Genomic DNA, 26,484 nt, shown 5'->3' with positions numbered 1-26,484 from the left:
GCAGGGTCCTGTGCCCGCGTACATCGGTGACATCGTTTGTGCCGGGTTCCTCTTCGACTTGGACGGCGTGGTCACCGATACCGCGCAGGTGCATGCGCGGGCGTGGACCCGGCTGTTCGATCAGTTCTTCGACCAGCGCGGGCGTGGCGACGCGCCATTCACCCCGGACGATTACATCGACCATGTGGACGGTCGTCCCCGCGTCGACGGGGTGGCGTCGTTCCTTGCGTCTCGGTCGATCGAGATCCCTCGCGGTAGCCCGTCGGACGATCCGTCGCAGCACACGGTGTGTGGTCTAGCCGCGCGCAAGGATGCGTTGTTCCTGCACGAGCTCGACGCACACGGCGTCGACGTGTTCCCCGGGACGATCGCGCTCATCGAGCGGCTGCGCGGCGCCGGGACACCGACCGCGCTCGTCACCGCGAGCCGCAACGCCGATCGGGTCCTCACCGCGGCGGGGGTGGCCGGGCTGTTCGATGTCCGAGTCGACGGCACCGACGTCGACCGGCTACATCTGGCCGGCAAACCTGACCCCGCCACGTACCTCGAGGCGGCCCGCAGGCTCGGCCTGGAGGCAGGCGAATGCGTCGTGGTGGAAGACGCTCTGTCAGGTGTCGAGGCGGGTCGCCGCGGCGCTTTCGGCGTCGTCGTCGGCGTTGACCGCACGCACCACGCGGACGCACTGCGGAAGGCGGGAGCCGATATCGTGGTCGCGGACCTGAGCGATCTCGAGGTGCGTTTCTCAACCGCCTAGGCTGGACATCGAGCGTTGAACGGTCGATGTCAGGAGCGTGTTGGTGTCCGCGAAGAGTCCGCTGCCCCCACTGGTGGAGCCCGCTGGGGAACTGAGTCGCGAAGAAGTCGCGCGATACAGCCGCCATCTGATCATTCCCGATGTCGGGACGTCCGGACAGCGGCGGCTCGCGAACGCGCGGGTGCTGGTGATCGGTGCCGGAGGTCTCGGGTCGCCCGCGCTGCTGTACCTGGCCGCGGCCGGGGTCGGAACGATCGGCATCGTCGATTTCGACGTGGTCGACGAATCGAATCTGCAGCGGCAGGTCATCCACGGCACCGCCGATGTCGGCCGGTCCAAGGCCGAGAGTGCCCGCGAGTCGATCCGTGGCCTCAACCCGCACGTCACGGTTCGCTTGCACCAGTTCCGGCTGGAGGCGTCCAACGCAATCGAACTGTTCGGCGAGTACGACCTGATCCTCGACGGCACCGACAACTTCGCCACCCGTTACCTCGTCAACGATGCCGCAGCCCTTGCGCACCGGCCGTACGTGTGGGGATCGATCTACCGGTTCCAGGGCCAGGTATCGGTGTTCTGGGAGGACGCCCCCGGCGATCGAGGCATCACGCTGCGCGACCTGTACCCGGAGGCGCCTGCGCCGGGCACTGTGCCGTCGTGCGCGGAAGGTGGCGTGCTCGGGGTGCTGTGCGCATCGGTCGGCTCGATCATGGCCACCGAGGCGATCAAGCTGATCACTGGAATCGGTGACTCGCTGCTGGGCCGGCTGATGATCTACGACGCCCTGGCCATGACGTACCGCACCGTCCGGTTGAGCCGGGATCCCGGCCGCGGGCCGGTAACCGAGCTCATCGACTACGACGCGTTCTGCGGAGTCCTGCCGGCGGTCGAGGAGGACGCCGACGCCGACGCCACCATCACTCCGCGCGAGCTGCGGGAGCTGCTCGACGCGGGTGCCGACATCGCGATCGTCGATGTCCGTGAGCCGGTCGAGTGGGACATCGTGCACCTGCCCGGTGCCACGCTGATTCCCAAGGACCGGATCCTGTCGGGGGAGGCACTCGCCGAACTGCCGCAGGACAAGCGCATCGTGCTGCATTGCAAGACCGGGATCCGTTCGGCCGAGGCGCTGGCCGCGGTGCGCCGGGCCGGATTCGCGGACGCGGTCCACCTTCGAGGCGGCGTGATCGCATGGGCCGATCAGGTCGATCCGTCCCTCCCGGTCTACTGAGCGGCAACTGACCGGGTCCGGTGGGGTGGTCCCCGGAGCGCCTCACCTGTCCGAGGGGTCGGCGACGGTAGCGTGACGGCCGTGAGCTCAGTCCAACCGCCTCAACACGTCTGTTCGACGTTCGGTCTCCGCGAGGTCGAACCCGTTGCGCTGGGCGCAGACTGGGACGGCGGCTGGCGCTGCGGAGATGTCGTGCTGTCGGCCGTAGCCGATCACGCCCGTGCCGCATGGTCGGCGAAGGTGCGCGAGACGCTGGCCGTGGACGCTGTGCGGCTGGCGCGCCCGGTGCGTTCCACCGACGGCCGGTACGTGGTCTCGGGCTGGCGAGCGGACACATTCATCACCGGTACCCCGGAGCCGCGGCACGACGAGGTCGTCTCGCTGTCGCTGCGCCTGCACGCCGCGACGGCGCAGCTCGAGCGTCCGCGTTTCCTCGCGCAGCCGCCGGTCGCTCCATGGGCCGACGTCGACGTCTTCGTCGCCGCCGACCGGGCCGCGTGGGAGACGGTGCCGCTGCGGACCGCCCGTGCGGCCGGCGCGCTCGACCAGCTCACCCCGGATCGCCAGCGCAGTGTCGAGCTCATCGGACAGCTCGCGACGCTTCGCAAGGCCGTACGCTCGCCGGATCAGCTGGTTCATGGCGATCTGTTCGGCACGGTCCTCTTCGCCGGCAGCGCTGCGCCCGGCGTTACCGACATCACGCCCTATTGGCGCCCCTCCGCGTGGGCGGCCGGCGTGGTGGTCGTCGACGCGCTGTCGTGGGGCGGCGCCGACGAGGGCCTGATCGGACGCTGGGAGGATCTGCCGGAGTGGCCGCAGATGTTGTTGCGGGCGTTGCTGTTCCGGCTATCGGTGCATGCACTGCACCCGAGGTCGACGCCGGAGGCGCTGCCCGGGCTGATGCGGACCGCTGAACTCGTACGGCTGATCCTCTAGCGCTGGTTCGCTATTCCGGTGGGACCCGCTCGGTCGTGTAGCCGGCGAGCAGTTCGTCGAAGAAGCAGCGTGCGGCCGCGACGGCGCGGTCGGCGTCGCCGTCGATGACGGCCTCGATGAGATCGTGGTGTTCGCCGTGGAATCCCGCGCCGGTTGCGGAGGCGTGCTTGAAGACCGTGTCCTCGATCGCGGGGAGCAGTGAGTCGTAGAACTCCAGGTACACCTGGTTGTGGCTGGCCGCGACGATTCCGCGGTGCAGGGCTATGTCGGCGGCGATCGCGGTGCGCAGGTCGGCGGTTTCCCAGGCGAGCGTGCGCGCATCGAGCAGGGTGCGCAGGGTTTCGATGTCGGCGGCGTTGCGGCGCTTGGCCGCCAGTCCGGCCGCGGTCACGTCGAGCGATCGGCGCAGTTCGAGGACGTCGCGTTCGTGCGCGCTGGCGAAGTAGCGGCCGAGGGTGCTGCCCATTTCGGAGGCCGCGAGGACGAAGGTGCCCGAGCCCTGCCGTCGTTCGAGCAGTCCGGTGTGGACGAGTGCCTGGACGGCCTCACGGACCGTGTTGCGTCCGGTTCCGGTCAGCTCGGACAGTTCGGGCTCGGTGGGGATGCGCGTGCCGACCGGCCAGTTGCCGGATCGGATCTCGTCCCGGAGCTGTTCGGTCACCTGGGTGATCAGGGTGCTGCGGCGGACGGGTTGCACGGCGCTCCTGCGGGGTAGGCGGATGTCTCACGGTGGTTTCGCGCGGGTGGTCTCGCACGGTGGTTTCGCACGGCGGCTTCGAAGAACGATGGGTCTCGAGAATTATGCTTTGCAGACTTTCATCCGGTCATCCTATGATTTGTCGGGTCGAGTGCGCAGCCCTTCGTGGTAGTCATTCGCGAATCGCATCAACGACGGAACGAGGCAGTCCATGACCGCGCCCGCGACGGCCGCAATCGCCAGAGGGCCCCAGCCCCTGTTCGCGGGGCGCCTCTTGGTGTTCGCCGCGATCGCGATGTCGGCGCTCACGCTGCGCCTTGCGGTTACCTCCTTCAGTCCCCTCGCGTCCCAGATCAGCGGCGACCTGGGCTTTTCGTCCACTGTCGTCGGTGTCTTCGGCATGATTCCGACGGCGATGTTCGCCGTGTTCGGTCTGCTCACGCCCGCGATCGCGCGCAGGCTGGGGCTCGAATGGACCGCGTTGCTGGCGATGATGATGGCTGGCGTCGGCATGCTCACCCGCGCGATGGTGGGCGATACGTGGTCGCTGCTGACGTTGTCGGCGCTCGCGCTCGGTGGCATGGGCATCGGCAACGTCGTGATTCCGCCGCTGGTAAAGCGCTACTTCGGTGACCGACTGGCATTGATGAGCTCGATCTACATCACCGGCGTACAGATCGGCACGATCGTGCCTGCCCTGGTGGCGGTGCCGCTCGCGGAGGTGTTCGACTGGCGGATCTCACTCGGGGTGTGGTCGCTGCTCGGCTTCGCGGCTGCGGCGCCGTGGCTGATGATCCTGGCCCGCGGCCGCAAGCGGTCCGACGGCACTGCCGCGCCTGAGCGGCCGTCCGAGTCTCACGCACCCGGACGGCCGTGGCGGTCGCCGGTGGGCTGGGGCATGGCGGGCATGTTCGGTATGACCTCGCTCATCACGTACTCGATGTTCACATGGATCCCGAAGATCCTCACCGAGGCCGGCGCCAGCGAGGCATTCGCCGGCAGCATGGTCGCGGTGTTCTCGTTCATGGGCCTGATTGCGGCATTCGCGGCACCCAGCGTGTGCGCCCGCATGCGCAATCCGTTCCCGATCGTCGTCGGTTGTGCGGTCTGCTACGCGATCGGTTTCACCGGACTGTTCCTCGCGCCGATGTCGGCGCCGATCCTGTGGGTGCTGGTCATCGGCCTCGGACCCAGCACGTTCCCGATGTCGTTGACGCTGATCAACCTGCGGACCCGCACGCATGCCGGGTCGGCGGCGCTGTCCGGGTTCACGCAGGGCATCGGCTATACGGTCGCGTGCATCGGCCCGCTGCTGTTCGGCGTGTTGCACGAGTCGACCGGCGGATGGGGTGCGCCGTTCGCGCTGCTTGCCGCCGCGGTCGTCGTGGTCCTGATTTCCGCGTGGGCGGCGTGCAAGCCGCGGATGCTCGAGGACAGCTGGGGCGCGAAGACCGCCTGACCTGGTATTCCGTCGACCTCACCGCCTCGAATGCGGTGGGTGAGCGAGTGTTGACGGACGGGTCATCGGGGGCAGCACCGACGCAACACCGGCCTCCTACCTTGGGGTTTCCCACACAGGTAGGAGGTCCAGGTGACCACACTCTCCGATCGGTCCACAGCACCGGATGCGAGCGCGCCGACGGTGCAGGGGCACTACATCGACCGCTGGGACGCCGAGAACGTCGAGGCGTGGGAGGCCGGCGGCAAGGACATCGCCCGCCGCAATCTCGTCTGGTCGGTGATCGCCGAGCACGTCGGCTTCTCGGTCTGGTCCATCTGGTCGGTGATGGTGCTGTTCATGCCTACCGACGTCTTCGGCATCGACGCCGCCGGCAAGTTCTTCCTCGTCGCGGTGCCGACCCTCGTCGGGTCGGTGCTGCGTATCCCGTACACCGTGGCCACCGCCCGGTTCGGCGGCCGGAACTGGACGGTGTTCAGCGCGCTGGTGCTGCTGATCCCGACATTGCTGACGCTGTGGTTCGTGCAGCATCCCGGCACGTCCTACACGACGTTCCTGTTGGTGGCCGCCACCGTGGGTGTCGGCGGCGGCAACTTCGCGTCGTCGATGGCGAACATCAACGCCTTCTACCCACAGCGGCTCAAGGGCTGGGCGCTGGGCCTGAACGCGGGCGGCGGGAACATCGGAGTGCCAGCCATCCAGTTGGTGGGCTTGCTCGTGATCGCGACCGTCGGCAATACCGCCCCGTATCTCGTGTGTGCGGTGTACCTCGTGCTGATCGCGGTCGCTGCGGTGGGCGCGGCGCTGTTCATGGACAACCTCGGTAACCAGAAGGCGGACCTGCGTTCGATGGTCGCGGCCCTGCGGGTACGGGACTCGTGGATCGTGAGCTTCCTCTACATCGGCACCTTCGGCTCGTTCATCGGTTTCAGCTTCGCGTTCGGTCAGGTGTTGCAGATCAACTTCCTCGCCGGCGGCGAGACACCCGCGCAGGCCGCGCTGCACGCGGCGCAGATCGCGTTCATCGGACCGCTGCTCGGTTCCATCGCCCGGCCGCTCGGTGGGAGGTTCGCGGACCGCGTCGGCGGTGGGCGGATCACGCTGTACACGTTCGCGGCGATGGTGCTGGCCACTGCGGTCCTGGTCAGTGCGGGCACGGCCGACGACGCGACGCCCGGCTCCGCATCCGGCGTGACGATGGCCGCGCTCGTGATCGGGTTCGTTGCGCTGTTCGTCCTCTCCGGTATCGGCAATGGCTCGGTGTACAAGATGATCCCGTCGATCTTCGAGGCCCGCTCGCGCTCGCTGATCGGGCTCGACGAGCCGGACCGGGCGGGGTGGTCGCGCAACATGTCCGGCGCGCTGATCGGCTTCGCCGGCGCAATCGGCGGACTCGGCGGCGTCGGCATCAACCTGGTGCTGCGTGCGTCGTACAGCAGCCCCGCGAAATCGGCGACGATGGCCTTCTGGGTGTTCCTCGGCTTCTATGTGGTGTGCGCGCTGGTCACGTGGACCGTATTCGTGCGACGCAGGCCGGTCACGAAAGAGGCTGCCGGACAGTCGATCGCGGTGACGTCGTGAACGCGGTATCCGCCATCTCCAGCCGGGCCGAGACCCACTGCCCGTACTGCGGCCTGCAGTGCGCGATGACGCTCAGCCCAGATGCGGGAAGCGTGACGGTGACCGGCCGTCAGTTCCCCACCAACCGCGGCGGATTGTGCCAGAAGGGGTGGACCAGCGCCGAACTGCTGCGACATCCGGACCGGCTCACCACCCCGCTGATCCGGATCGACGGGCGTCTGCGCCCGGCCTCGTGGGACGACGCCCTCGACCGGGTCGCCGAGGGCCTCCGCGCCGCGCAGGTGGCCGGGGGACGCGACGCGGTGGGCATCTTCGGTGGCGGCGGGCTCACCAACGAGAAGGCATACATGCTCGGCAAGTTCGCGCGCGTCGCGCTCGGCACGTCGAACATCGACTACAACGGGCGGTTCTGCATGTCGTCGGCGGCCGCCGCCGGGATCCGCGCGTTCGGCCTCGATCGCGGACTGCCGTTCCCGGTCTCGGATCTCACGTCGGCGAAGGCGATCCTGCTGGCCGGCGGCAACGTCGCCGAGACGATGCCGCCGCTCGTCGGGCACCTGAAAGCGGCGGCCGATGCGGGTGGGCTGATCGTCGCGGACCCGCGGCGCACCGCGACCGCGGACCTTGCCGTCCTCGGCGGTGGGGTGCATCTGCAACTGGCACCGGGCACGGATCTGCCGCTGGCGCTGGGCATGGTGCACCTCGCGGTGATCGAGGGGCACCTCGACCGCGAGTTCGTCGAGGCTCGCACGGACGGTTTCGACGACGCGTGGCTCGCGGCGGCGCAGTGGTGGCCCGAACGCACCGAACGCGTCACGGGTGTGCCGGTCGCGTCGTTACGCCGGGCGGTGGAGATCCTGTCGCATTCCAGGCGCTCGGACACCGGCGCCTACATCCTCACTGCCCGGGGCGCCGAGCAGCACGCGACCGGCACCGACACCGTGTCCGCGTGGATCGCGCTGGCGCTCACGCTGGGACTGCCGGGGCGTCGTGGCAGCGGCTACGGTGCAATCACCGGTCAGGGCAACGGGCAGGGTGGTCGCGAGCACGGGCAGAAGGCCGACCAGCTGCCCGGCTACCGCAGAATCACCGATCCTGTTGCGCGCGAACATGTCGCGCGGGTGTGGGGGATCGATCCGTCGGAGCTGCCCGGTCCGGGGCGCAGCGCATACGAGTTGCTCGACGCGCTCGGCCACCCCGACGGCCCGCGTGCGCTGATGGTGCACGGCGCAAATCTTGCGGTGTCGGCGCCGCGGGCGGGTCACGTCGTCGACCGGCTGCGGTCGCTGGACCTGCTGGTGGTGTGTGACTTCCTGCTCTCGGAGACGGCCGCGATGGCCGATGTCGTGTTGCCGGTCCTGCAGTGGGCCGAGGAGGAGGGCACCATGACGAGCCTCGAGGGCCGGGTACTGCGTCGCCGACGCGGGGTGGCGCCACCGGCCGGGGCGCGCAGTGAGCTCGAGGTGTTGCAGGAGTTGGCCGTTCGGCTCGGTCAGCCGGTGTCGAGGTTCCCGGCGGAGCCCGAGGTGGTGTTCGACGAACTGCGCCGCGCCTCGGCCGGTGGCGTCGCCGACTACGCGGGAGTGACCTACGACCGCCTCGATGCGGGGGAGGCGCTGTACTGGCCGTGCCCCGACGTCGGGCATCCGGGCACGCCGAGGCTGTTCCTGGACCGGTTTGCCACCGACGACGGACGGGCGCGGTTCACCGCCGTCGAGCATCGTGGTCCCGCCGAGCCGACAGATACCGAGTTCCCGTTGGTTGCGACCACGGGACGTGTTCTGGCGCAATATCAGTCGGGCACGCAGACCCGGCGGGTGGCCGAACTCGCCGCGGCGGCGGGGCCGATGTTCGTGCAGGTCCACCCGGACACTGCCGAGCGTTCCGGCCTGCGGGACGGTGACAGGGCGACCGTGCTGGGTCGGCGGGGCGCCGTGTCTGCGGCGGTGCGATGTGACGACTCGATGCGGCTCGACACGGTGTTCCTGCCGTTCCACTTCGCGGGCGACGCCCGGGCGAATCTGCTGACCAACCCCGCCCTCGATCCGACGAGCCGGATGCCGGAGTTCAAGGTGTGTGCGGTGCGGCTGGAGGCGGCATCGTGACTCGGGTCGTGATCGTCGGAAACGGCATGGTCGGCGCGCGGCTGGCCGAGGAGTTGCGCCGCCGCGACCGTGACCCCGAGCGTCTCGAGGTCGTGGTGTTCGGGGCGGAACCCCGGGCCGCATACAACCGGATCCTGCTGTCGAACGTATTGGCCGGCAGCATCACTGCGCGCGACACACGGCTGCGGCCGGACGACTGGTGGGCGCGCAACCACGTCGACGTGCGGATCGGGGTGCGGGTGGAGGCGGTCGACACCGAGGCGCGCGTCGTGCGCTGCGACGACGGCAAGCTGCTCGGCTACGACGAGCTGGTCCTGGCGACCGGCAGCACGTCGTTCGTGCCGCCGATCGAGGGGATGCACGTCGATGCCGACGGGGTGGCCGCGTTCCGGACCGTGGAGGACTGTGACCGGATCACCGGCGCCGCGTCGCCGGGGTGCCGGGCGGTGATTCTCGGCGGCGGCCTACTCGGGCTCGAGGCGGCGCGCGGGCTGCTGCTGCGCGGCGCCGACGTCACCGTTGTGCATCCGAAGGCGGTGCCGATGGAACGGCAGATGGATCCGGGTGGCGGTGCGGTCCTGGGTCGCGTGCTCACCGGCCTGGGTATGCGGGTTCTGCTCAACCGGCGCGCGATTGCGCTGCGCGGCACAGGCGCCGCGCGTGTGCTCGTTCTCGACGATGGCACCGAACTGCCTGTCGATCTGGTGGTGCTGACGGCGGGCGTCCGGCCCGCCACCGCTGTGGCGCGGGCCGCCGGCGTCATCGTTGACTACGGGGTGGTGGTCGACGACGGACTGCGCACGAGCGCCCCGCACGTGTGGGCGATCGGGGAGTGCGCGCAGCACCGCGGCGAGGTGTACGGCCTGGTGCAGCCTGGCTGGGAGCAGGCCGCGGTGGTGGCCGCCCGGATCACCGGGGCGGATCCGGGCGCCGAGTACCACGGCAGCGAAACTGTCACCCGGCTCAAGGCCCACGACATCGACCTTGCGTCGATGGGTGACGTGAGTGCCGACCTGCACGACACGGACCACGAGGTGCTCACGCTCGCGGACCCGGCACGCGGACGCTACGCCAAACTCGTTGTACGCGAAGAACGGATAGTCGGCGCCGTACTGCTCGGCAGCCCCGATGTGGTCGGTACCGTCACGCAGTTGTTCGACGCGCGGCTTCCGGTGCCGCAGGACCGCATGGTGCTGCTCACGGGTCGCGGCGCAGCCACCACCGAGTCGGTGAGCCCCGCCGGCATGCCGGGCGGTGCGGTGATCTGCCGCTGCAACTCGGTGACCAAGACGAACCTCACGGCGGCATGGCGGTCCGGGGCACGCTCGGTGGCCGCACTCGCAACCGCGACCCGCGCGACAACGGGGTGCGGCGGATGCAGTTCCACGGTCGAGGGCATATGCGAGTGGTTACGGAGCAGCGATCCCCAGAGCGCCGATCTCCGGAACGACGACGCGGCCCACGGTGACCAGCAGCACGGCGACGAACGAGAAGTATCGGCTCGGAAGGAAGGTGCGGCATGAACGAACGGACCGCGATCGTGATCGGACACGGCATGGTGGGCCATCGCTTCGTCGAAGCGCTGCGTGCTCGAGACGAGGTCGGCACCTGGGCGGTGATCGTGCTGTGCGAGGAGGACGTGCCGGCCTACGACCGGGTAGCGCTGTCGTCGTACGTCGACTCGTGGGACGTGCGGGAAATTGCGTTGGCGGGCAACGACTTCGCCGGCGATCCCGCAGTGGACCTGCGGGTGGGAGTACGGGCCGACGTGATCGATCGGGCCGGGCACACCGTGACCACGTCGGCGGGCGAGACACTGGGTTACGACGCGCTGGTGCTCGCGACGGGCTCGTACCCGTTCGTGCCGCCGGTGCCGGGCCACGACCACGATCTGTGTTTCGTCTACCGCACTCCGTCCGATCTGGACGGCATCCGGGCCCGCGCGGAGGCGGCTGGACCGGGCGCCGTCGGCGTCGTGGTCGGTGGTGGCCTGCTCGGGCTCGAGGCCGCGAACGCGCTGCGCCAGTTGGGTATGTCGGCGCATGTCGTCGAACACAACGCCCGGCTGATGCCGCTGCAGGTCGACGAGGGCGGCGGCGCCGTGCTCGCCAGGCTGGTGACCGACCTGGGGCTCACGCTGCACACCGGAACCGGGATCGGTTCGATCACCGACGGATCCGACGGTGTGCGGGTGGAGCTGTCCGACGGCTCCGTGATCGATGCCGCGCTGCTGGTGTTCTCCGCAGGCGTCCGCCCGCAGGATCGGCTGGCCCGTGACGCGGGCCTGGACATCGCCGAGCGCGGCGGCGTCCTTACCGACAGTGGTTGCGTCACCTCTGATCCCGCGGTGTTTGCAGTCGGCGAGTGTGCCGCCGTGGAGGGCCGGTGCTACGGGCTGGTTGCCCCTGGTTACTCGACGGCCGAGGTGGTCGCGGACCGGCTCCTCGGTGGGGACGCGGTGTTCCCCGGAGCCGACCTGTCCACCAAGCTCAAGCTGCTCGGCGTGGACGTCGCGAGCTTCGGTGACGTGCACGCCGCGACGCCGGGCGCGCTCGAGGTGGTGCTCAGCGACGCCGCGAAGGGCACGTACACCAAGCTCGTCGTCTCGGACGACGCGAGGACGCTGCTCGGCGGGATCCTCGTCGGCGACGCGTCGGCCTATGGGTCGTTGCGCCCGCTCGTCGGGCGGGAACTCCCCGGCGATCCGGCCGCGCTGATCTCCCCGGCCGGCGAGAAGCCCGGCGCCGGAGCGCTTCCCGATGACGCCCAGGTGTGCTCGTGCAACGCCGTCACCAAGGGGGCGATCTGCGCGGCGATCGCTGACGGTGCGTGCGATGTCGCGGCGGTCAAGGCCTGTACCAATGCGGGTACCACGTGCGGCGGCTGCCTGCCGACGGTGAAGGCGCTGCTCGCGTCGTCCGGCGTGGAGCTGTCGAAGGCACTGTGCGAGCACTTCACCCAGTCCCGGGCCGAGCTGTTCGAGATCGTCCGGGCCACCGGCACGCGGACCTTCTCCGGCCTGATCGCGCGATACGGCACAGGAACCGGCTGCGACATCTGCAAGCCCGTCGTCGCGTCGATCCTCGCGTCGACATCGTCGGAACATGTCCTCGATGGTGAGCAGGCGTCGCTCCAGGACACCAACGACCACTTCCTGGCGAACATCCAGCGCAACGGCACCTATTCGGTGGTGCCGAGGATGCCCGGGGGCGAGTGCACGCCCGAGCAGCTCATCACGATCGGGGAGATCGCCCGCGACTACGGGCTTTACCTCAAGGTCACCGGTGGTCAGCGGATCGACCTGTTCGGCGCGCGGGTGGAACAGTTGCCGGAGATCTGGCAGCGGCTCGTCGATGTCGGCATGGAATCCGGTCAGGCGTACGGGAAGTCGCTGCGCACCGTGAAGAGCTGCGTCGGGTCCACGTGGTGCAGGTACGGCGTGCAGGACTCGGTGGGGATGGCGGTGCGGCTCGAGAACCGGTACCGGGGCCTACGTTCGCCGCACAAGATCAAGTTCGGGGTGTCGGGGTGTGCGCGCGAGTGCGCCGAGGCTCGCGGCAAGGACGTCGGCGTCATCGCGACAGAGAACGGCTGGAATCTGTATGTAGGCGGCAACGGTGGTCAGTCGCCCAGGCATGCGCAGTTGCTCGCGGGCGGACTCGATGACGACACCCTGATCCGGTACATCGACCGCTACCTCATGTTCTACGTGCGCACCGCCGACCGGTTGCAGCGCACCGCGCCGTGGGTGGAATCGCTGGAGGGCGGACTCGACCATCTGGAGGCCGTGGTGTGCGAGGACAGCCTCGGGATCGCCGACGATCTCGAGTCGGCGATGGCCCGGCACGTCGCCGGCTACCGCGACGAGTGGGCAGGCGTGCTCGAGGATCCGGACAAGTTGTCGCGGTTCGTGTCCTTCGTCAACGCCCCCGAGGTGCCCGATCCGACGGTGGTGTTCGACGACTCCGGGCCGCGCAAGGTGCCCGTCCTGATGGGCATACCGGACGTTCCGGAACGCCGATCGGAACTCTCCTCGCGCCGGTAATCGCGGAGTAACGCTGCGGAAACAACCCGACTTTTGAATGAGCACAGCACAGGGAGGTCTGCGATGACGGTGATGGAGAGCTGGGTGTCCGGCGAGGTCGGCACCCATGAGGCGCCCTATGTAGGGGAGGGACGGCACTGGACGTCCGCGTGCACGCGGGGCCATCTGATCCCGGGGCGCGGCGTGGCCGTGCTGCTGCGGGGCGGCGCTCAAGCGGCGCTGTTCTTGTTGCCGGACGGGAGCCTGCGGGCGGTCGGCAACATTGACCCGTTCGGGCGGGCCGCCGTGATCTCCCGCGGACTGGTCGGTGACCGGCACGGCGAACCGACGGTCGCGTCCCCACTGCTCAAGCAGGTGTTCTCGCTGGTCGACGGCCGCTGTCTCGACGACGAGGCGGTGCGTCTACCGGTCTACCCCGTGCGGGTGGTCAGCGGCGGCGCTGAAGACGTCGTGCAGGTGGGCGCCTTCTCGATGGGTGATGGATCGCCGTGACGGCCGTGGGGGCTGCAGGGGCGGGCGAACTTCGAGGATTCACGGTCGGGATCACGGCATCGCGCCGAGCCGACGAACTGGCGACACTGCTGATCCGCCGCGGTGCCGCCGTCGTGCACGCTCCGGCGATCCGGATCATCCCGCTCTCGGATGACACCGAACTGTCGCGGGTCACGGACGCGATCGTGGCCGATCCCCCGGACGTCATCGTTGCGACGACCGGCATAGGCTTTCGCGGCTGGATGGGCGCCGCCGAGGGGTGGGGGCGCGCGGATCAGTTGCTGGGCGCACTGGGTGCGAGTCGGATCCTCGCTCGTGGGCCCAAGGCCAAAGGTGCGGTCCGCGCCGCCGACCTGCGGGAGGAATGGTCACCGGCATCCGAATCCTCGGCGGAGGTCCTGGACTACCTGCTGTCGGAGGGGGTGGACGGGCGGCGGATAGCGGTGCAGTTGCACGGTGCGACAACCGAGTGGGAGCCCATCCCGGACTTCTGCGCGGCGCTGCGCAACGCCGGCGCCGACGTGATCGCCGTGCCCGTGTACCGGTGGACGCCTCCTGACGACTGCGGAGCGCTGGACCGGATGATCGACAGCATTGCGGCGGGTGGGCTGGACGCCGTCAGCTTCACCAGTGCACCCGCAGTGGCGTCGATCCTCGGGCGGGCCAAGGAAGCCGGTGTACTCGAGCCGCTTCTGACCGCGCTGAATGGCCGCGTGCTGGCGGCGTGTGTAGGGCCGGTGACCGCGGCGCCTCTCACCGCGCTGGGGGTGCGCACGACGGCGCCGGCACGGTCGCGGCTGGGTTCACTGGCCCGGCACATTGCGGAGGAACTGCCGCAGCGGAGCGGCCCGGTGCGCGCCGGTGGTCACGAGATCAGCGTGCGAGGAAACTGCGTTCTGGTCGACGGCGAGGTGCGGCAGCTCCCGCCGGCGGGCATGGCGCTGATGCGCCGCCTGGCCGAGCGTCCGGGTCTGGTCGTCTCGCGCGCGGATCTGCTGTCGGCGTTGCCTGGCGGTAGTGACGACACGCACGCTGTCGAGACGGCCATAGCTCGGTTGCGCGGTCATCTCGGTGCGCCCAAGGCCGTGCAGACGGTAGTCAAGCGCGGATACCGGCTGGCGCTCGACCCCGCCGACTACGACAGGTTGCTCGAGCGGAGCAGTCCGTGATCGGCCCGGCATTCGTGCTCGTGGCCCACGGCACCCGCAGCCGTACCGGCGTCGAGACCGTCGCCGCGCTAGCGGGCGCGGTGGCGCGTCGGGTGGGAACGGTGCGGACGGCGTTCGTGGACGTGCTGGGTCCTTCGCCCGCGGAAGTACTGCGGGGCGTCGACGGCCCCGCCGTGCTTGTTCCGGCCTTCCTGGCCTCGGGCTATCACGTGCACTCGGACGTGCCGCGCGGTCTGCTCGAGAGCGGTCACCCGCGAGTGACGGTCACCCGGGCGCTCGGCCCGCATCCTGTGCTGGCCCGGGTGCTGGAAGAGCGTCTGATCGAATCCGGTTGGTGTCCAGGAGATTCGGTGGTCTTCGCGGCGGCGGGTTCTTCCGATTCGCGGGCTCGGAACGACCTCCGGCGGGCAGCTGCGATGCTGTCGGCGCGGGTGGGCGGAGAGGTAACGGTCGCCTATGTCGCGACCGGCTCACCGACCGTGTCAGAGGCGGTCGACCGGCTGCGTGCAGACGGCGCACGGCGCGTGTTCATAGCGTCGTACCTGTTGGCCCCGGGCCTGTTCCATACACGGTTGGAACAGGCCGGGTCAGACGGGGTCGCCGCGCCGCTCGGCGTGCACCCGGCGGTAGTGGATCTGGTGGCCGCACGGTTCCGTGGTGCTCGGGCTGGGCAGCCCAACTCGGCGCTCAGTTCGCGAATCCCAGTTGTCGTTCGGCGTTCGACAGTGCCGTGACGACGCAGGTGCCGATCGGCCCGCGGCGATCGAACATGGTCGTGGTGCCCACCGAGATTCCGTCCACGCTGATGTGGTTGTCGGCCTCGAGGCCGATCTCCGGGCCCTCCGGTAGCCGGGACAGCGCTAAGGTGAGGTCGGCGTTGATGAACCCGATTCCCGCGGATCCCCAGTTGGTCACCAGGCTCGTGGTCTCGCCGACCATTGCCGCGCGAACGAACGGTGACGGCTCCTCGCCGGAGACGACAGGAATCTGATACTGCCACAGTCGTTTTCGACTTGAACCTTCGTGGTCACCGAGTGATGGGGACCAGCCGGCCGGGTGGTCATCGCTGCCGATCCACGGATGTGAGGGCGCCTGCAGCGGTTCGAGGACACTCAGGGGCGGCGGCTGCGGTGCATCCGGCCGGGTCCACAGCTCGCCCGGCGGTTGTGCGGAGCGGCGCAGGAATACGACGGACGCGCGCGCGACGACCTTGCCGTTCTGAATGACCTCGGCGTCCGCCAGCCGGATCCGGTTGCCATTGCGGACACTGCGGGTGACCACGTCGATCCGCTGCGCGCGCGCCGGCCGGAACAGGTCGACCGTCAGCCGAGCAGGAACGAATCCCTCTGCACCGTGCTCGTTCTCGATGGCCCGAGCCAGAATTCCGGAGATTGCCGGGCCATTGATCATGTCGGACGACCACTTCCCGATGCCCAGCGGAAGAGGCGTGAACCCGTCCCCGTCACGGGTGAGGAACCCGAGCGATTCATTCATGTGTGGAACCCTCCTTGTCGCGCGCTTGGTCGCGTCTGTGGAAGATACGACAAGGCAGACGAGGGGGCTGACGGGCGTCACACCGCCCGCGTCTGGGGCAGCAGCTTTCTTGCGCATCGGTGTGCAAATATCGCCCCGATTCGGTCGGTACCGGGCTACCGTGAGAAATGACCGGGCACGCTCGGCCCACTGATACTTCCAGGTCCAGGATGCAGAGCGTGCGAGGCGGACGTCGGCGCAGCGCCGGGAAGAAGGTTCCGAGATGACCGCGACATCAGTCGACAGGCAGGGCTTCAGTTCGCTCCGACAGGGTGGACTCAACTGGGATGCGTTTCCCCTCCGATTGTTCGCGAAGGGAAACGCGAAGTTCTGGAACCCCGCCGACCTCGACTTCACGAAGGACGCGCAGGACTGGCAGGAACTCAGCAGTGAGCAGCAGCGCAGCGCAACTTATCTGTGCGCGCAGTTCATTGCGGGGGAGGAGGCCGTCACCGAGGATATCCAGCCGTTCATGCGTGCGATGGCGACCGAGGGTCGGTTCGCCGATGAGATGTACCTGACGCAATTCTGTTTCGAGGAAGCCAAGCACACCGAGGTGTTTCGTCGCTGGATGGATGCGGTGGGGCTCACCGGCGATCTGCACTCGTTCGTCGCGGAGAATCCCTACTACCGCACGCTCTTCTATGAGGAGCTGCCCCGATCGTTGCGGCTACTCGAGACGGATCCGAGCCCTGCCAACCAGGTTCGCGCCAGTGTCACCTACAACCACGTCATCGAGGGCAGTCTCGCACTCACCGGCTACTACGCGTGGCAGAAGGTCTGCACGCAGCGCGACATCCTGCCCGGCATGCAGGAGCTGATCCGTCGGATCGGCGACGACGAACGCCGCCACATGGCCTGGGGCACCTTCACCTGCCGGCGGCATGTGGCGGCCGACGACCGGAACTGGGATCTGGTGCAGGAACGTATGGGCGAGCTGCTGCCGCACGCCCTCGGCATGATCCAGTGGGTCAACGACCAGTTCGAGGAGCAGCCGTTCGGGCTGGACCCGCAGGAGTTCGTCGACTATGCCGCCGATCGCGCGCAGCGGCGGCTCGGTGCCATCGAGTCGGCCCGTGGCCGCCGGGTCGAGGAGATCGACCTCGACTACTCGCCCGAAACCCTCGAGGACAAGTTCGGCGAGGAAGATGCAGCGGCGATTACACAGATTTCGGCGGATGCGGCGGTCTCAGAGAACGCTTGATCAGGGCCGCCGGCATTCACGGTTGTCGGCTGATTCCTTGTCGATCCGTTCTTGTGGACCTGGAGCAACCTGCAGCAGACGAGCGTGCCGCGGTCCCCGCTGTTCGCAGGGGTGAACAATTGATGCAGGTGGACGCACGCTCGACGACCGCGTGAACCAGTTGTCCGGCGGGCCCGCGCATCACCTGGGCCCACGCGTCACCCGGGCCGAATGACCGGGGCTCAGGCGATGGGAGGTCACGCGGCGGTGGGGCCGGCTCGGTTGTTGGCGGGTAGGGGTTGTTGTCGGGGGTCGATGCTGGTGGGTGGGATGAATTCGGGGTGGCGGGTGGGTCCGATGCGGACGTGCCAGTGGGAGTGGTGGAGCAGGTTGTGGTGGAAGCGGCAGAGTAGGACGAGGTTGTCGAGGTTGGTGGGTCCGCCGTCGGCCCAGTGCCGTATGTGGTGGCCGTCGCACCAGGAGGGTGGGGTGCTGCAGCCGGGGAAGGCGCATCCGGTGTCGCGGGCGATGAGGGCGCGGCGTTGGGCGGCGCTGATGGTGCGCATGGTGCGGCCGAGGTTGATCGGGGCGGCGTGCTCGTCCATCACGATGGGCGAGAGGATGCAGTCGCAGGTCAGGCGTCGGGTGGTGGTGACGGTGATCGGTCCGGCCCAGGGGAGCCGGCCGACTCCGGTGTCACCGAGCAGGTTCGCCAGCAAGCTCGTGTCGGTTTCGGTGTCGCGGGTTTTGCTCGCGCTACTGCCTGTGTTCGTGCTGCAGTGTCCGAACACACTGTGGTCGGCCAAGTCTCGGGCGTTGATGTGTAGGTGCAGGTGTGGTTTCGTGCCGCCGTCGGTCGGGGATACCGCGGAGTCGAGGTAGCGGCGTAGTAGTTCGGTGAGTGCGTCCGCCCGTCGCTGCGCGGGCGGCCGCGGATCGGGTGTGCCGTCTACTCCCGGGTGCGGGGCCGACAGTGGGGAGAGTGCGGATTGGAGCATGTCGCCGGTGACGGCGTCGAGGTCTCCGCGGACGGCATAGCGGCCGTTGAGGGTTTTCGAGACGTGGAGTTCGTTGCGGTCGGTCTCTTCCGATGGCGGTGGGTCGTCGGATTCGAAGATCCGCTCGAGTTTGTGGATCTGTGTGTGCACGTAGGCGGTGTTCGTGGCGGGACCGCGGGCGGCCTCGAGGAGTACTCGCCGGGCTGGCCAGAGTGCTTCGTCGGGCATGCCGCGGGGTGGTTTCTGACAGAATGTCAGCACCAGTGCCGTGTGGGCGGCCGAGATCTCACAGGCGTCGAACATCTCCCGGATGTCCGGTTCCTCGCGCAGGCCCCGGGCCAGGTTCAGGATCCGGCCCGCCTCACTGACCTCGAGCAGGGTCGTCGCCGCGAGCCACTGTCTGACGTCTCTGAACCCGAGGACGTCGGTGGTGCAGCGGGAATCGACCGCGCCGACCAGCCGGACGCGCCGGGTCTGCAGCCGTGCGATCTCCGCGCACACCGACAGTGTCTCGTCCAACAATTCTTGTTCGGTCAGACGCCAGTACGACTCGCCGTCGACCGGCACGGTGTTCTCGCCCCCCAGCGTCATACCGACAGTTTAGTTCGAACACACTTTCGAGTCAAGGCTCCGCGTTGACTCATCAAAGATGCCCGCGTAGGTCCCATCGTTGACTCATCCGAGAATGCCCGCGTAGCGGCGTGTCGGTCCGGTCGATGCCGGTGGGGGCGGTAGGGCCGGGTGATGGGACTGTCTATGGCGGAACGTAAGTCTGTGACGAGGGCGATCGCGACCCGATATGCCCGGGCCGACAGGTCGGGGAAGTCCCGGATTCTCGACGAGTTGTGCGCGACGACGGGGTGGCATCGTGATCATGCCCGCAGGATGTTGCGGTCTGCTCTGATGCCGCGGGTGGTGCGTCCGCGGGCTCCACGTCCGGTCAAGTATGGTTCGGAAGTTGTTGCAGCACTGACATTCTGTTGGGCGGTGCTCGGCATGCCGGCAGGGAAGCGTCTTGTCCCGATCCTGCCGGAGCTGGTTCCGGTGTTGCGGCGGTTCGGGGAACTCGACATCGACGACGACACCGCGGCGTTGCTGGTGCGGATGTCGGCGGCGACCGTGGATCGGCGGCTGGCCCCGCAGCGCAAGTCGCTCGAACTCAAGGGTCGCTCGCACACGAAGCCGGGATCGCTGCTCAAGTCGCAGATACCGATCCGGACGTGGGCGCAGTGGGACGATGCGGTGCCGGGGTTCGTGGAGATCGATCTGGTCGGTCACGAGGGCGGGAACGCGGTCGGTGAGCATGCGTACACGTTGACGGTGACCGATATCGCCACCGGGTGGACGGAGAACCGGTCGGTGCCGAACAAGGCCCTCAAGTGGGTGGTCGCGGCGCTCGACGAGATCGCCGGGGTGTTGCCGTTCCCGCTGCTCGGTGTGGACTCCGACAACGGCAGCGAGTTCATCAACCATCATCTGCTGGCGTGGTGTGAACGGCGGGAGATCACGTTCACCCGCTCGCGGCCGGGGAACTCGAATGATGGTGCGCACGTCGAGCAGAAGAACTGGGCCATCGTGCGTACCGTTGTCGGCTATCTTCGCTACGACACTCCTGCGGAACTTTTGTTACTCAACAAGATTTGGGTTCTGCAATCGAATATGACGAACTTCTTCTCGCCGCAGCAGAAGCTGATCTCCAAGGTTCGGGACGGCGCGAAGGTGACCAAGAAGTACGACACCGCGACCACTCCACACCGGCGTGCGAGCGCTCACCCCGCGGTGACCGCCGACACGAAGGACGCTCTCGATGCGGCCTACGCGAGCGTCAATCCCGCGGCGGTCCAACGACAGATCCAGGCCCTTACCGCCGAGTTGATCACCCTCGCCACCAGTAAACGAACACCGACGAAGAAGCCCGGATCCGCCACCACTCCCTCGCGGACATCCACAAATGAGGCAACGAATCACGCTTCGCGGGCATCTTGACATGAGGCAACAGGGGCTCTTCTCCTGCGTCAGACTTTCTGGCAGGGTCCCGGCGTTTACGCTCCGGGACACGAGCCGGAAGGGGAGGCGTGTGGCGAGGTCACGGCGGACGAAGATCCCGGTCGAGGTGAAGATGTGGGTGGTATTGGGAGTGTTGTCCGGGGAGATGAGCGGTGCCGAGGCCGCCCGTCGGCACGGGGTGTCGGACATGTCGGTGTCGAAGTGGAAGCAGCAGTTCCTCGATGCCGGCCGCGAGCGGCTCGAGGAACAACCGTTCGGCACCGCCGGGCACCGCGGCACGGTCGAGGAACGCCGCCTGCGCAGCGAGAACGAACAGTTGAAGCTGGCGTTGGCGGAGGCGACGGTGCAGCTGCGGATCTGGCAGCACGGCGCGAAGCTGGTCGACGAGGTCCCTTCGCAACCCTCGAATCCCTGAGAGAGGCAGCCGGGCTGCCGGTTTCGAGGTTCGCACCACTCGCTCAGATCCCCGAAAGCGCCTACCGCCGGCGCCTCGCTCGCAATCACGACGGTGTGCCGGTGAAGGGGCCGTGGCCGGCGCCGAAGGTCGACCGTTACGAGGCGCTGTCCGCGAAGTACGCGCAGGACTGGCCTGCCTGGGGGCACCGCAAGATCGCCGCCCTGATGCGCGCCGACGGCCACGCGGTGTCGGACTCGACCGTCGAGCGGGCGCTGCGCCGCCGCGGGCTGCTGCTCCCGGTCGGGTTCCGCGCCGACCGCAGGGCCTGGGCAAAGGCCATCGACTGGCCTTGTCGGATTGGATGTGAACCGACCGCCGGTGTCTCGCTGGATCAGCGCGGATTGCTCACCTGAATGGTGCTCCTCGAACTGGTGTTGATTCAACTGTCGCAAGTCGAATTATCCCAGTTCAGGGCACCATTCTTCGTTTATGACACGGACTTCCGCTCAGTCAGCGTGAAAGCGCGAGGCTACGCTGCGCGGGGTCGCACTACCGTTACCACAGGCCAACCCTATCGTGGGGGCGGGGAACTTCCCGGTCGGTGTGCTCGGTCAGGCCGGTAGCTGGCTCGGTGGCCTGATCCAGGCAGGGTTGCACGATGTCGCCGCGATCGGGCAACTCGCTGTTCCAGTACCTGCGGTGCCTGCCCTGCTACCCGGGTTCCGGCCCCCTCGAACACCGGCAAACGAATCATTGACAGTCAACGTCGTGCAGCACACGCCGCCGCCCGGACAGATCGTCTCGGATGAAGAACGCCTCCGCGGCATGACTTACCTGTGAGTACTTGGCCCCGTCGTGATGTGGGACGCTACGACCGCCGTGACGGCCACTACCGAACCACCAACTCTGACTACGAGAGAGCTGCAAAAGATGCGAGCAGATATCGAACGCGCTGCCCAGGCGGTGCGCGCGGCCGCTGAGTTCGACTGGACGTGGACCGTCAATGACCTGCCGCTGTTCTGTGGTCAGGTTGGCTGGCAGTTCAGCGGCCTCGATGAGCAGGTGCCAGCAGCCGTGACCAATCTCGAAGTCAATCGCCCTGATGTGAGGGTATCCGTCGCGGACGTATCGACAACCGAATTGTCGCGAGCGATCGATGCGATCTCCTTCCGTGCCAGTGATGTGGTTCTCGGTCAGAGCGACTTGGAGCCTGAGCTGGATGAAGTTTTCGATGCACTCGTGCAGCGGATGTTCGAACTGCTCGGGCAGCGGCCCACGGATTGGTGGATCGAACCGACCCGCGGCCTGCGCTGGGACCTTCCGGGCCTGGTGGTGAGGGCCCAAATCGGTGTCTCATCGGTCAGGGTGTATCTGGTCAGTCCTGCGTACCAGCAATGGAACGACGAAATCGAGCAGAGCGCCGAAGTTGAGTAGACGTGAGGTCGGTTGAGGCTGCGGCCGGCCCGACTCGCTGTCATTCCTGAAAATCGATAGCTTGCGCACCTCGCACCAGCCTCGATCTTTCGTGAGGCCCGCGTGCTGGCCTGAGCGGCTTCGTACTGGGTGTCTCGATCGAGGAAACGTGTTCGTCCGTGAGCGAGTACCCGACGCGGTCGGGTGACGTCGGGGTCCACGGCCCCGAATGTGGCTTGCCTTTCGTCTCGGTCGAGCAGTTTGACGCAGGTCAGGTCGGAACCGGTAGCGCGGCGAGGCGCCCGAGTCCGGCGGTCAGCAGGTCCACGTGCGGTGCGTGCGCGGACAGTCTCGAGTGACTACGGCGGGCATGCCGGGCGATACGGCCGGCGATCGAGAGCAGACGCAACCGCAGGCGTTTGGGTTCCCAGCGGCGTGCCGGATCAGTGTTGAAGACGAGCATCTGCGTCCACGCAGTCGGCTCGCACGCCAACTGCACGACCGCCAGCCAGATCCGGTTCTGGTCAAACCCGTGCAGCGGAAGGCTTTGCTGTCCGGTGTCTTTCGTGGACCGGATGCGGTCCTCGCAGCGCGCCCGCCTCCGGTGCCGTAGTTTCGAGATCCGGCAGCTGGCCGCGAGTGGTGTTGGTGACGAACGCGGTCAGTCTCAGCCCGTCGGTGTCGGTGAATCGCAACTGCGCACCGGGGTGCGGTCGTTCCTTCCGGACGATCACCCGCATCCCGGTCTGCCAGCCCGAAAGATCCAGTAGGCCGGTCAGTTCGGCGACCAGGCGCCGTCGCGGACCGTCCCGTCGGCGTCGTAGGCCGGGGTCCACACCTCCTTCGGGATCATCGCGATCTTGGCGGCCATCGTGTCGGTGAGTGAGAACCCGATCGAGTACCCAGGTGGCGTTTGGTCAGGTACTCGATCAGGGCGTGGGTGCCGCCGGCACCGTCGGTGCGGATCATGACCTTGCGGCCGACCCGCTAACCGGGATCGGACGGCAGCTGCGCCAACGCGTCCTTGACGACGGCGATGGGGGTACCGCCCTGCACGGAGTGCTTGGGGGAGAGTCGGCGGCGGTGTTGGAGCCGGTGCGGTGGTCGGGGGCGTGTTCGCCGGCCGCCGCCCAGGCGTTGGCCCGAGCGGTGCGGCGTGCGGTGTTGATCACTGCGAGTGCTTTCGGGGCGTCGGCGGCCAGTGTGGTGACCAGGCGTGAGACGGTCGGGTCGGAGGCGACCCGGCCGAAGACCTCCGGGTGGTTGCGCAGTTGGGCGATGTCGGCGAGGCAGTCGCCATCGAGTGCGAGGGTCACCGCGAGGTCCAATACGATCTTGCCGGGATCGTGGCTGGCCAGCGGCTTGCGCCACGGTGCCAACCCGGTCGACAGAGCGGTGGTCAAGCCAGTTTTCTCGGCGGTGCGCAGCAGCAGGACTGTGCCGGCGTGCGACACGACACCGGTTCTGGTGGCGTCTACGGACATGTGGGGGTAGGCGCGGGTAGGTCCATGGGTTGCCGGAACTACAGTCGAGCGAAAGTAGCATCCACACATGCACGTCGACATCGAAGTCGCCACCCGTATCGCCCGCCTCGCCGCAGAATTCGATTGGACCTGGGCCGTCGATGACCTGGAACCCTTCTGCGCACAGGCTGGATGGGAGGTCGTTGAATTGAATCAAACTGGCGCCCCGATTCGGACGAACCTTCATGTCAGCCGGCCGGAGGCGGACATGTACAGGCGGAACCGTTCGATGCGCTACATCTCGATCTTCGTCTCGGACGTGGCAGATGACGCCACGCCCATGACAGTGGTGCGTCCGTTGCTGGACGAAGGGTTTACGAACCTTGATATGGCATTTACTGCACTCCTGGGGACAGCGACGAGCGCCGAACCCGGACCAACGGCAGTTCTCAGGTGGGATCTGCCGAAAGCGGTCATTACGCTGAACCTGAGTGTCGGTGCGATCTTCCTCGATCTGAAGAGTCCGGGGTATCAGGCACGGGTGGATGAGCCCGAACCGGAGTACGAGGACTAGCGATCGAGGTCGGCGAGATCGCATCCGGTGCGGGAACAGGTTTGCGCGCTCCTCACACGAATTGGACCACTCACCACTCCAACCTGCAATGCGGTCAATCCCCGCCAGGTTCTTGACGCAAGACACTCTCTTGAGTCTCCGCATGGAGCGATAGTTGCGCTAAGTACCGTGAAGTTGGTTTCATCGACGGGCACATGTGGTCGGGGAAGCACGGTGTCGTTGCCGTCTGCGGTCGGCACGAATGGGGAGGCTTGTCGTCGTATGCCGTATCTAGGTCTGATCGTGATGATCCTGTGGATCGTCTGTCTGGTCGACGTCATCGTTGCTGAAGAGCACCAGGTTCGGAACATTCCGAAGATCGCCTGGGTGATCGTCGTCCTGCTGCTTCCGCTCGTCGGGTCGGTGCTCTGGCTGGTTGCCGGGCGGCCCGAGGGTGGGATGGGTGGCCACCGGCGCCCTGCGTCTCCGTCCGCCTTCCCGGAGTACGACCGGCCGGGTCGGCAGATTGCGCAGCAGTCGGAGGCGGACGAAGAGTTTCTGCGTCGCTGTCGCGAACGGGCGGAGGAACAACGCCGCATCGGACGTCAGCAGCGCGGGGATGGACACAGCTAGGGCGGTCGTCCGATCATGAGGTTCTCGAGACGGAAAGTCCGATACTCCGGAGGCGAGAGCTGGTCGAATCACTCAGGTAAAAAGAGCAATTCGACGGTCTGTTCGTCGATGGGATGTGGTGGGAGGAGTGCGAGTGCCTCGCGCCCGATCAGTCCAGCGAGATGCGCCGTGCGAACGACAGTGTCGGCGCGCCAGGTCCCGTTCGCCTGCCGCGCGGCGGGCACGATTCTCGTGACGGCGGTCCCGGCCGCTGCGGCGTTGACCACCGCGCCGGTCATCGGCGCCGTCGACGTCCGGGCAGTGAGGCCGTCGACGATTGCGGGCAGCATCACCAGCAGGGTCGACAACGCCGCCAGGGGGTTGCCGGGTAGCCCGAGGACGACGCGACCGTCCGGCATCAGTGCTGTGACCTGGGAGCCGCCGGGACGGCACCGAACGCGCTCGACAATCACCCGGGCGCCGGCCCGTAGCAGGGCTGTCCGCAGCTGATCTGCGGCGCCGCCCCCGGTTGCGCCGACCACCACGATCAGGTCGGCGTCCCGACAATCGCGCAGTACGGTGTCGAACCCGTCCGCGGTGTCGCGTAGGTGGGTGTCGGCAACGGTTCGGACTCCGCAGTGGGACAGTACATTTGGAAGGATCGGGCCGAGGGAGTCGCGGGTCTGTCCGTCCAGTAGGGGTCCGTCGCGCCGGATCTCGTCGCCGGTCACTACGACGTGAGCCCGCACCGGGCCGCGCACGGCAGCCAATGTGACCTCGGCGCTCGTGGCTGCCGACACCACCGCGGGAGATATGGTGGTCCCGGCCTCCGCGAGGTGATGGCCGGGCTGCCAGTCCTCGCCGCGCCGTCGGGTGTCGTCGCGCACTGGGGAGCCGGATCGGAGCACGACCATTCTTCCGACGGAATCCGTTGCAATGTCGACGAACTCGTCGCGGACTACGGTCGTCGAGCCGACTGGTACCTGGGCGCCGGTCGCGATGCGAACCGCGTCGCCATCGTCCAGGGACAGTGCCGACGACGATCCGGCGTAACAAATCTCGTCTCGCAGCCGCCACGGCCCCGGTCCGGACACGGCGTAGCCGTCCATCGCGGAGACATCGAATCGGGGTAGGGCCTCGGCGGCGACGAGTGGCGTCGCGAGCGCCGCACCGAGCGCGTCGACAATCCGGACCTCGCGAATCGGAAGGGGAGCCAGCGCTTCTCGGATCGCCGAACGTGCCTCGGCGATGTCCATCGGTTCCGGAATGTGTACTGAGCGGGCCCGCTCGACGTCTGCAGGGGTGTCGCAGTCGGTGGCCCCCGAGCACGCGAGTGTGACGTGACGATCGGGAATGAGCGCCTTCATCGGCTGATTCTCCCGGCCGGCGAGTGCATCGAGGCGCTCAGTCAGCGCTGCCCGACGCCATACGCTGAGCAAGAACTGCATGCGCCCGGCCGGGTCGACCGCGAACGATGCGTCCGCGACGGCATCCTCGGCGAGGGCTGAGACGAGCGCCGAGACGGAGGCACGGTCGATGAACGGCAGGTCCGCCGCGAGGATCACCACGAGCTCGTCGTCCGGTCCGGATAGAGATGCCAGCCCGGCAGCCACAGCCGACACCGGACCCGACCCGATCGGCGTTTCCTGTGTCTGCAGTATGCGTGGATTCAAGTCGTCGCGGTGCGGTCCGACGACAACGACCCGGGAGCTGTCGGCCGCGGCTTCGAGGACGGTATCCAGCATTCGGCGTCCGCCGACGGCGATTGCCGGTTTGTCCACGCCGCCCATCCGGTTGGCGCGGCCACCGGCCAGGATGATCGCGTCGAAAGTGGTCATGGCCCAATGCTGCCGCATTCG

General features: G+C 67.8%; 23 protein-coding genes and 1 pseudogene. 19 read left to right on the top strand and 5 right to left on the bottom strand.

Annotation, left to right across the window (positions count from 1 at the left end):
• The first annotated feature begins 10 nt into the window (after positions 1 to 10).
• The 3 genes from ERC79_RS04505 (at position 11) to ERC79_RS04495 (ending at position 2,918) form a co-directional block, all read left to right on the top strand.
• Positions 11 to 754 carry a beta-phosphoglucomutase family hydrolase gene (locus tag ERC79_RS04505; protein WP_131576088.1) on the top strand — a complete coding sequence of 248 codons (744 nt, stop codon included), beginning with the start codon at positions 11 to 13 and terminating at the stop codon, positions 752 to 754.
• A 43-nt stretch (positions 755 to 797) separates the two neighbouring features.
• Positions 798 to 1,982, top strand: a complete 1,185-nt coding sequence (moeZ, locus tag ERC79_RS04500; protein ID WP_131576086.1) for an adenylyltransferase/sulfurtransferase MoeZ — start codon at positions 798 to 800, stop codon at positions 1,980 to 1,982.
• Positions 1,983 to 2,063: 81 nt separating this feature from the next.
• The gene (locus ERC79_RS04495; protein ID WP_131576084.1) at positions 2,064 to 2,918 is read left to right on the top strand and encodes a TIGR02569 family protein; all 855 of its coding nucleotides are present in this window, start codon (positions 2,064 to 2,066) and stop codon (positions 2,916 to 2,918) included.
• Between the two features lie 10 nt (positions 2,919 to 2,928).
• Here ERC79_RS04495 and ERC79_RS04490 read toward each other — a convergent pair whose 3' ends face one another.
• Entirely contained in the window at positions 2,929 to 3,615 is a 687-nt protein-coding gene (locus tag ERC79_RS04490; RefSeq protein WP_131576082.1) for a FadR/GntR family transcriptional regulator, read from the bottom strand.
• Positions 3,616 to 3,826: 211 nt separating this feature from the next.
• On the opposite strand from ERC79_RS04490, the gene ERC79_RS04485 reads away from it, so the two are divergent.
• The 8 genes from ERC79_RS04485 to ERC79_RS04450 all read left to right on the top strand — a co-directional run bounded on the left by ERC79_RS04485 (position 3,827) and on the right by ERC79_RS04450 (position 15,200).
• On the top strand, positions 3,827 to 5,074 hold the full coding sequence (locus tag ERC79_RS04485; RefSeq protein ID WP_131576080.1) for an MFS transporter: 1,248 nt from the start codon (positions 3,827 to 3,829) through the stop codon (positions 5,072 to 5,074).
• 183 nt (positions 5,075 to 5,257) lie between these two features.
• Positions 5,258 to 6,655 carry a nitrate/nitrite transporter gene (locus ERC79_RS04480; RefSeq protein ID WP_207390481.1) on the top strand — a complete coding sequence of 466 codons (1,398 nt, stop codon included), beginning with the start codon at positions 5,258 to 5,260 and terminating at the stop codon, positions 6,653 to 6,655.
• Positions 6,656 to 6,720: 65 nt separating this feature from the next.
• Positions 6,721 to 8,760: a molybdopterin oxidoreductase family protein gene (locus ERC79_RS04475; RefSeq protein WP_207390480.1), complete on the top strand. Its 2,040-nt coding sequence runs from the start codon at positions 6,721 to 6,723 to the stop codon at positions 8,758 to 8,760.
• On the top strand, positions 8,757 to 10,283 hold the full coding sequence (locus ERC79_RS04470) for an FAD-dependent oxidoreductase (RefSeq protein WP_207390428.1): 1,527 nt from the start codon (positions 8,757 to 8,759) through the stop codon (positions 10,281 to 10,283). Before ERC79_RS04475 ends, ERC79_RS04470 begins: the two co-directional genes overlap by 4 nt.
• Positions 10,280 to 12,805, top strand: a complete 2,526-nt coding sequence (gene nirB / locus ERC79_RS04465; protein ID WP_131576076.1) for a nitrite reductase large subunit NirB — start codon at positions 10,280 to 10,282, stop codon at positions 12,803 to 12,805. The genes ERC79_RS04470 and nirB overlap by 4 nt, the downstream gene beginning before the upstream one ends.
• A 63-nt stretch (positions 12,806 to 12,868) precedes the next feature.
• A complete protein-coding gene (gene nirD / locus ERC79_RS04460) occupies positions 12,869 to 13,297 on the top strand; it encodes a nitrite reductase small subunit NirD (protein ID WP_131576074.1) in 429 nt (142 codons plus the stop codon).
• Entirely contained in the window at positions 13,294 to 14,466 is a 1,173-nt protein-coding gene (locus tag ERC79_RS04455; RefSeq protein ID WP_131576072.1) for a uroporphyrinogen-III synthase, read from the top strand. Before nirD ends, ERC79_RS04455 begins: the two co-directional genes overlap by 4 nt.
• Positions 14,463 to 15,200 carry a sirohydrochlorin chelatase gene (locus ERC79_RS04450; RefSeq protein ID WP_131576070.1) on the top strand — a complete coding sequence of 246 codons (738 nt, stop codon included), beginning with the start codon at positions 14,463 to 14,465 and terminating at the stop codon, positions 15,198 to 15,200. The genes ERC79_RS04455 and ERC79_RS04450 overlap by 4 nt, the downstream gene beginning before the upstream one ends.
• Here the strand turns inward: ERC79_RS04450 and ERC79_RS04445 are convergent.
• Complete coding sequence (locus ERC79_RS04445; protein ID WP_131576068.1) at positions 15,154 to 15,960, bottom strand: thioesterase family protein; 807 nt, start codon at positions 15,958 to 15,960, stop codon at positions 15,154 to 15,156. The genes ERC79_RS04450 and ERC79_RS04445 overlap by 47 nt on opposite strands.
• Positions 15,961 to 16,222: 262 nt before the next feature.
• Between ERC79_RS04445 and ERC79_RS04440 the strand changes: the two genes are divergently transcribed.
• Positions 16,223 to 17,203, top strand: a complete 981-nt coding sequence (locus ERC79_RS04440; RefSeq protein ID WP_131576066.1) for a R2-like ligand-binding oxidase — start codon at positions 16,223 to 16,225, stop codon at positions 17,201 to 17,203.
• Between the two features lie 236 nt (positions 17,204 to 17,439).
• Here ERC79_RS04440 and ERC79_RS04435 read toward each other — a convergent pair whose 3' ends face one another.
• On the bottom strand, positions 17,440 to 18,771 hold the full coding sequence (locus ERC79_RS04435) for an HNH endonuclease signature motif containing protein (protein ID WP_131576065.1): 1,332 nt from the start codon (positions 18,769 to 18,771) through the stop codon (positions 17,440 to 17,442).
• A gap of 153 nt (positions 18,772 to 18,924) precedes the next feature.
• Here ERC79_RS04435 and ERC79_RS04430 point away from each other — a divergent pair, with 153 nt between their 5' ends.
• The 5 genes from ERC79_RS04430 (at position 18,925) to ERC79_RS04410 (ending at position 22,018) form a co-directional block, all read left to right on the top strand.
• On the top strand, positions 18,925 to 20,166 hold the full coding sequence (locus ERC79_RS04430; protein WP_242676610.1) for a transposase family protein: 1,242 nt from the start codon (positions 18,925 to 18,927) through the stop codon (positions 20,164 to 20,166).
• Positions 20,167 to 20,257: 91 nt separating this feature from the next.
• Entirely contained in the window at positions 20,258 to 20,602 is a 345-nt protein-coding gene (locus ERC79_RS04425) for a transposase (protein ID WP_207390427.1), read from the top strand.
• A 101-nt stretch (positions 20,603 to 20,703) separates the two neighbouring features.
• The gene (locus ERC79_RS04420) at positions 20,704 to 20,997 is read left to right on the top strand and encodes an IS3 family transposase (protein ID WP_131576061.1); all 294 of its coding nucleotides are present in this window, start codon (positions 20,704 to 20,706) and stop codon (positions 20,995 to 20,997) included.
• A 163-nt stretch (positions 20,998 to 21,160) separates the two neighbouring features.
• A complete protein-coding gene (locus ERC79_RS04415) occupies positions 21,161 to 21,424 on the top strand; it encodes a hypothetical protein (RefSeq protein WP_131576059.1) in 264 nt (87 codons plus the stop codon).
• A 90-nt stretch (positions 21,425 to 21,514) separates the two neighbouring features.
• Positions 21,515 to 22,018, top strand: coding sequence for a DUF6301 family protein (locus ERC79_RS04410; RefSeq protein WP_131576057.1), 504 nt, complete (start codon positions 21,515 to 21,517; stop codon positions 22,016 to 22,018).
• Positions 22,019 to 22,268: 250 nt separating this feature from the next.
• On the opposite strand, the pseudogene ERC79_RS04405 reads toward ERC79_RS04410, so the two are convergent.
• Positions 22,269 to 23,481: pseudogene (locus ERC79_RS04405) on the bottom strand (transposase).
• Between the two features lie 67 nt (positions 23,482 to 23,548).
• On the opposite strand from ERC79_RS04405, the gene ERC79_RS04400 reads away from it, so the two are divergent.
• Positions 23,549 to 24,034, top strand: coding sequence for a DUF6301 family protein (locus ERC79_RS04400; RefSeq protein ID WP_131576055.1), 486 nt, complete (start codon positions 23,549 to 23,551; stop codon positions 24,032 to 24,034).
• Positions 24,035 to 24,295: 261 nt separating this feature from the next.
• Entirely contained in the window at positions 24,296 to 24,646 is a 351-nt protein-coding gene (locus tag ERC79_RS04395; RefSeq protein WP_131576053.1) for a PLDc N-terminal domain-containing protein, read from the top strand.
• 68 nt (positions 24,647 to 24,714) lie between these two features.
• On the opposite strand, the gene ERC79_RS04390 is transcribed toward ERC79_RS04395, so the two are convergent.
• Positions 24,715 to 26,463, bottom strand: coding sequence for an NTP transferase domain-containing protein (locus ERC79_RS04390; RefSeq protein WP_242676747.1), 1,749 nt, complete (start codon positions 26,461 to 26,463; stop codon positions 24,715 to 24,717).
• Between the last annotated feature and the right edge of the window lie 21 nt (positions 26,464 to 26,484).

Source organism: Rhodococcus sp. ABRD24 (assembly GCF_004328705.1).
In the GTDB taxonomy this organism is placed as follows: Bacteria; Actinomycetota; Actinomycetes; order Mycobacteriales; family Mycobacteriaceae; genus Prescottella.
Note: the sequence above shows the minus strand (reverse complement) of the source record. Positions and strands in the feature narration are given on the sequence as shown.

Coding starts and splice junctions, on each gene's coding strand:
- ERC79_RS04430 (WP_242676610.1), top strand. CDS start 18,925: ATGGGACTGTCTATGGCGGAACGTAAGTCTGTGACGAGGGCGATCGCG.
- ERC79_RS04395 (WP_131576053.1), top strand. CDS start 24,296: ATGCCGTATCTAGGTCTGATCGTGATGATCCTGTGGATCGTCTGTCTG.
- ERC79_RS04390 (WP_242676747.1), bottom strand. CDS start 26,463: ATGACCACTTTCGACGCGATCATCCTGGCCGGTGGCCGCGCCAACCGG.
- nirD (WP_131576074.1), top strand. CDS start 12,869: ATGACGGTGATGGAGAGCTGGGTGTCCGGCGAGGTCGGCACCCATGAG.
- ERC79_RS04475 (WP_207390480.1), top strand. CDS start 6,721: ATGACGCTCAGCCCAGATGCGGGAAGCGTGACGGTGACCGGCCGTCAG.
- ERC79_RS04410 (WP_131576057.1), top strand. CDS start 21,515: ATGCGAGCAGATATCGAACGCGCTGCCCAGGCGGTGCGCGCGGCCGCT.
- ERC79_RS04435 (WP_131576065.1), bottom strand. CDS start 18,771: ATGACGCTGGGGGGCGAGAACACCGTGCCGGTCGACGGCGAGTCGTAC.
- ERC79_RS04445 (WP_131576068.1), bottom strand. CDS start 15,960: ATGAATGAATCGCTCGGGTTCCTCACCCGTGACGGGGACGGGTTCACG.
- nirB (WP_131576076.1), top strand. CDS start 10,280: ATGAACGAACGGACCGCGATCGTGATCGGACACGGCATGGTGGGCCAT.
- ERC79_RS04440 (WP_131576066.1), top strand. CDS start 16,223: ATGACCGCGACATCAGTCGACAGGCAGGGCTTCAGTTCGCTCCGACAG.
- ERC79_RS04400 (WP_131576055.1), top strand. CDS start 23,549: ATGCACGTCGACATCGAAGTCGCCACCCGTATCGCCCGCCTCGCCGCA.
- ERC79_RS04485 (WP_131576080.1), top strand. CDS start 3,827: ATGACCGCGCCCGCGACGGCCGCAATCGCCAGAGGGCCCCAGCCCCTG.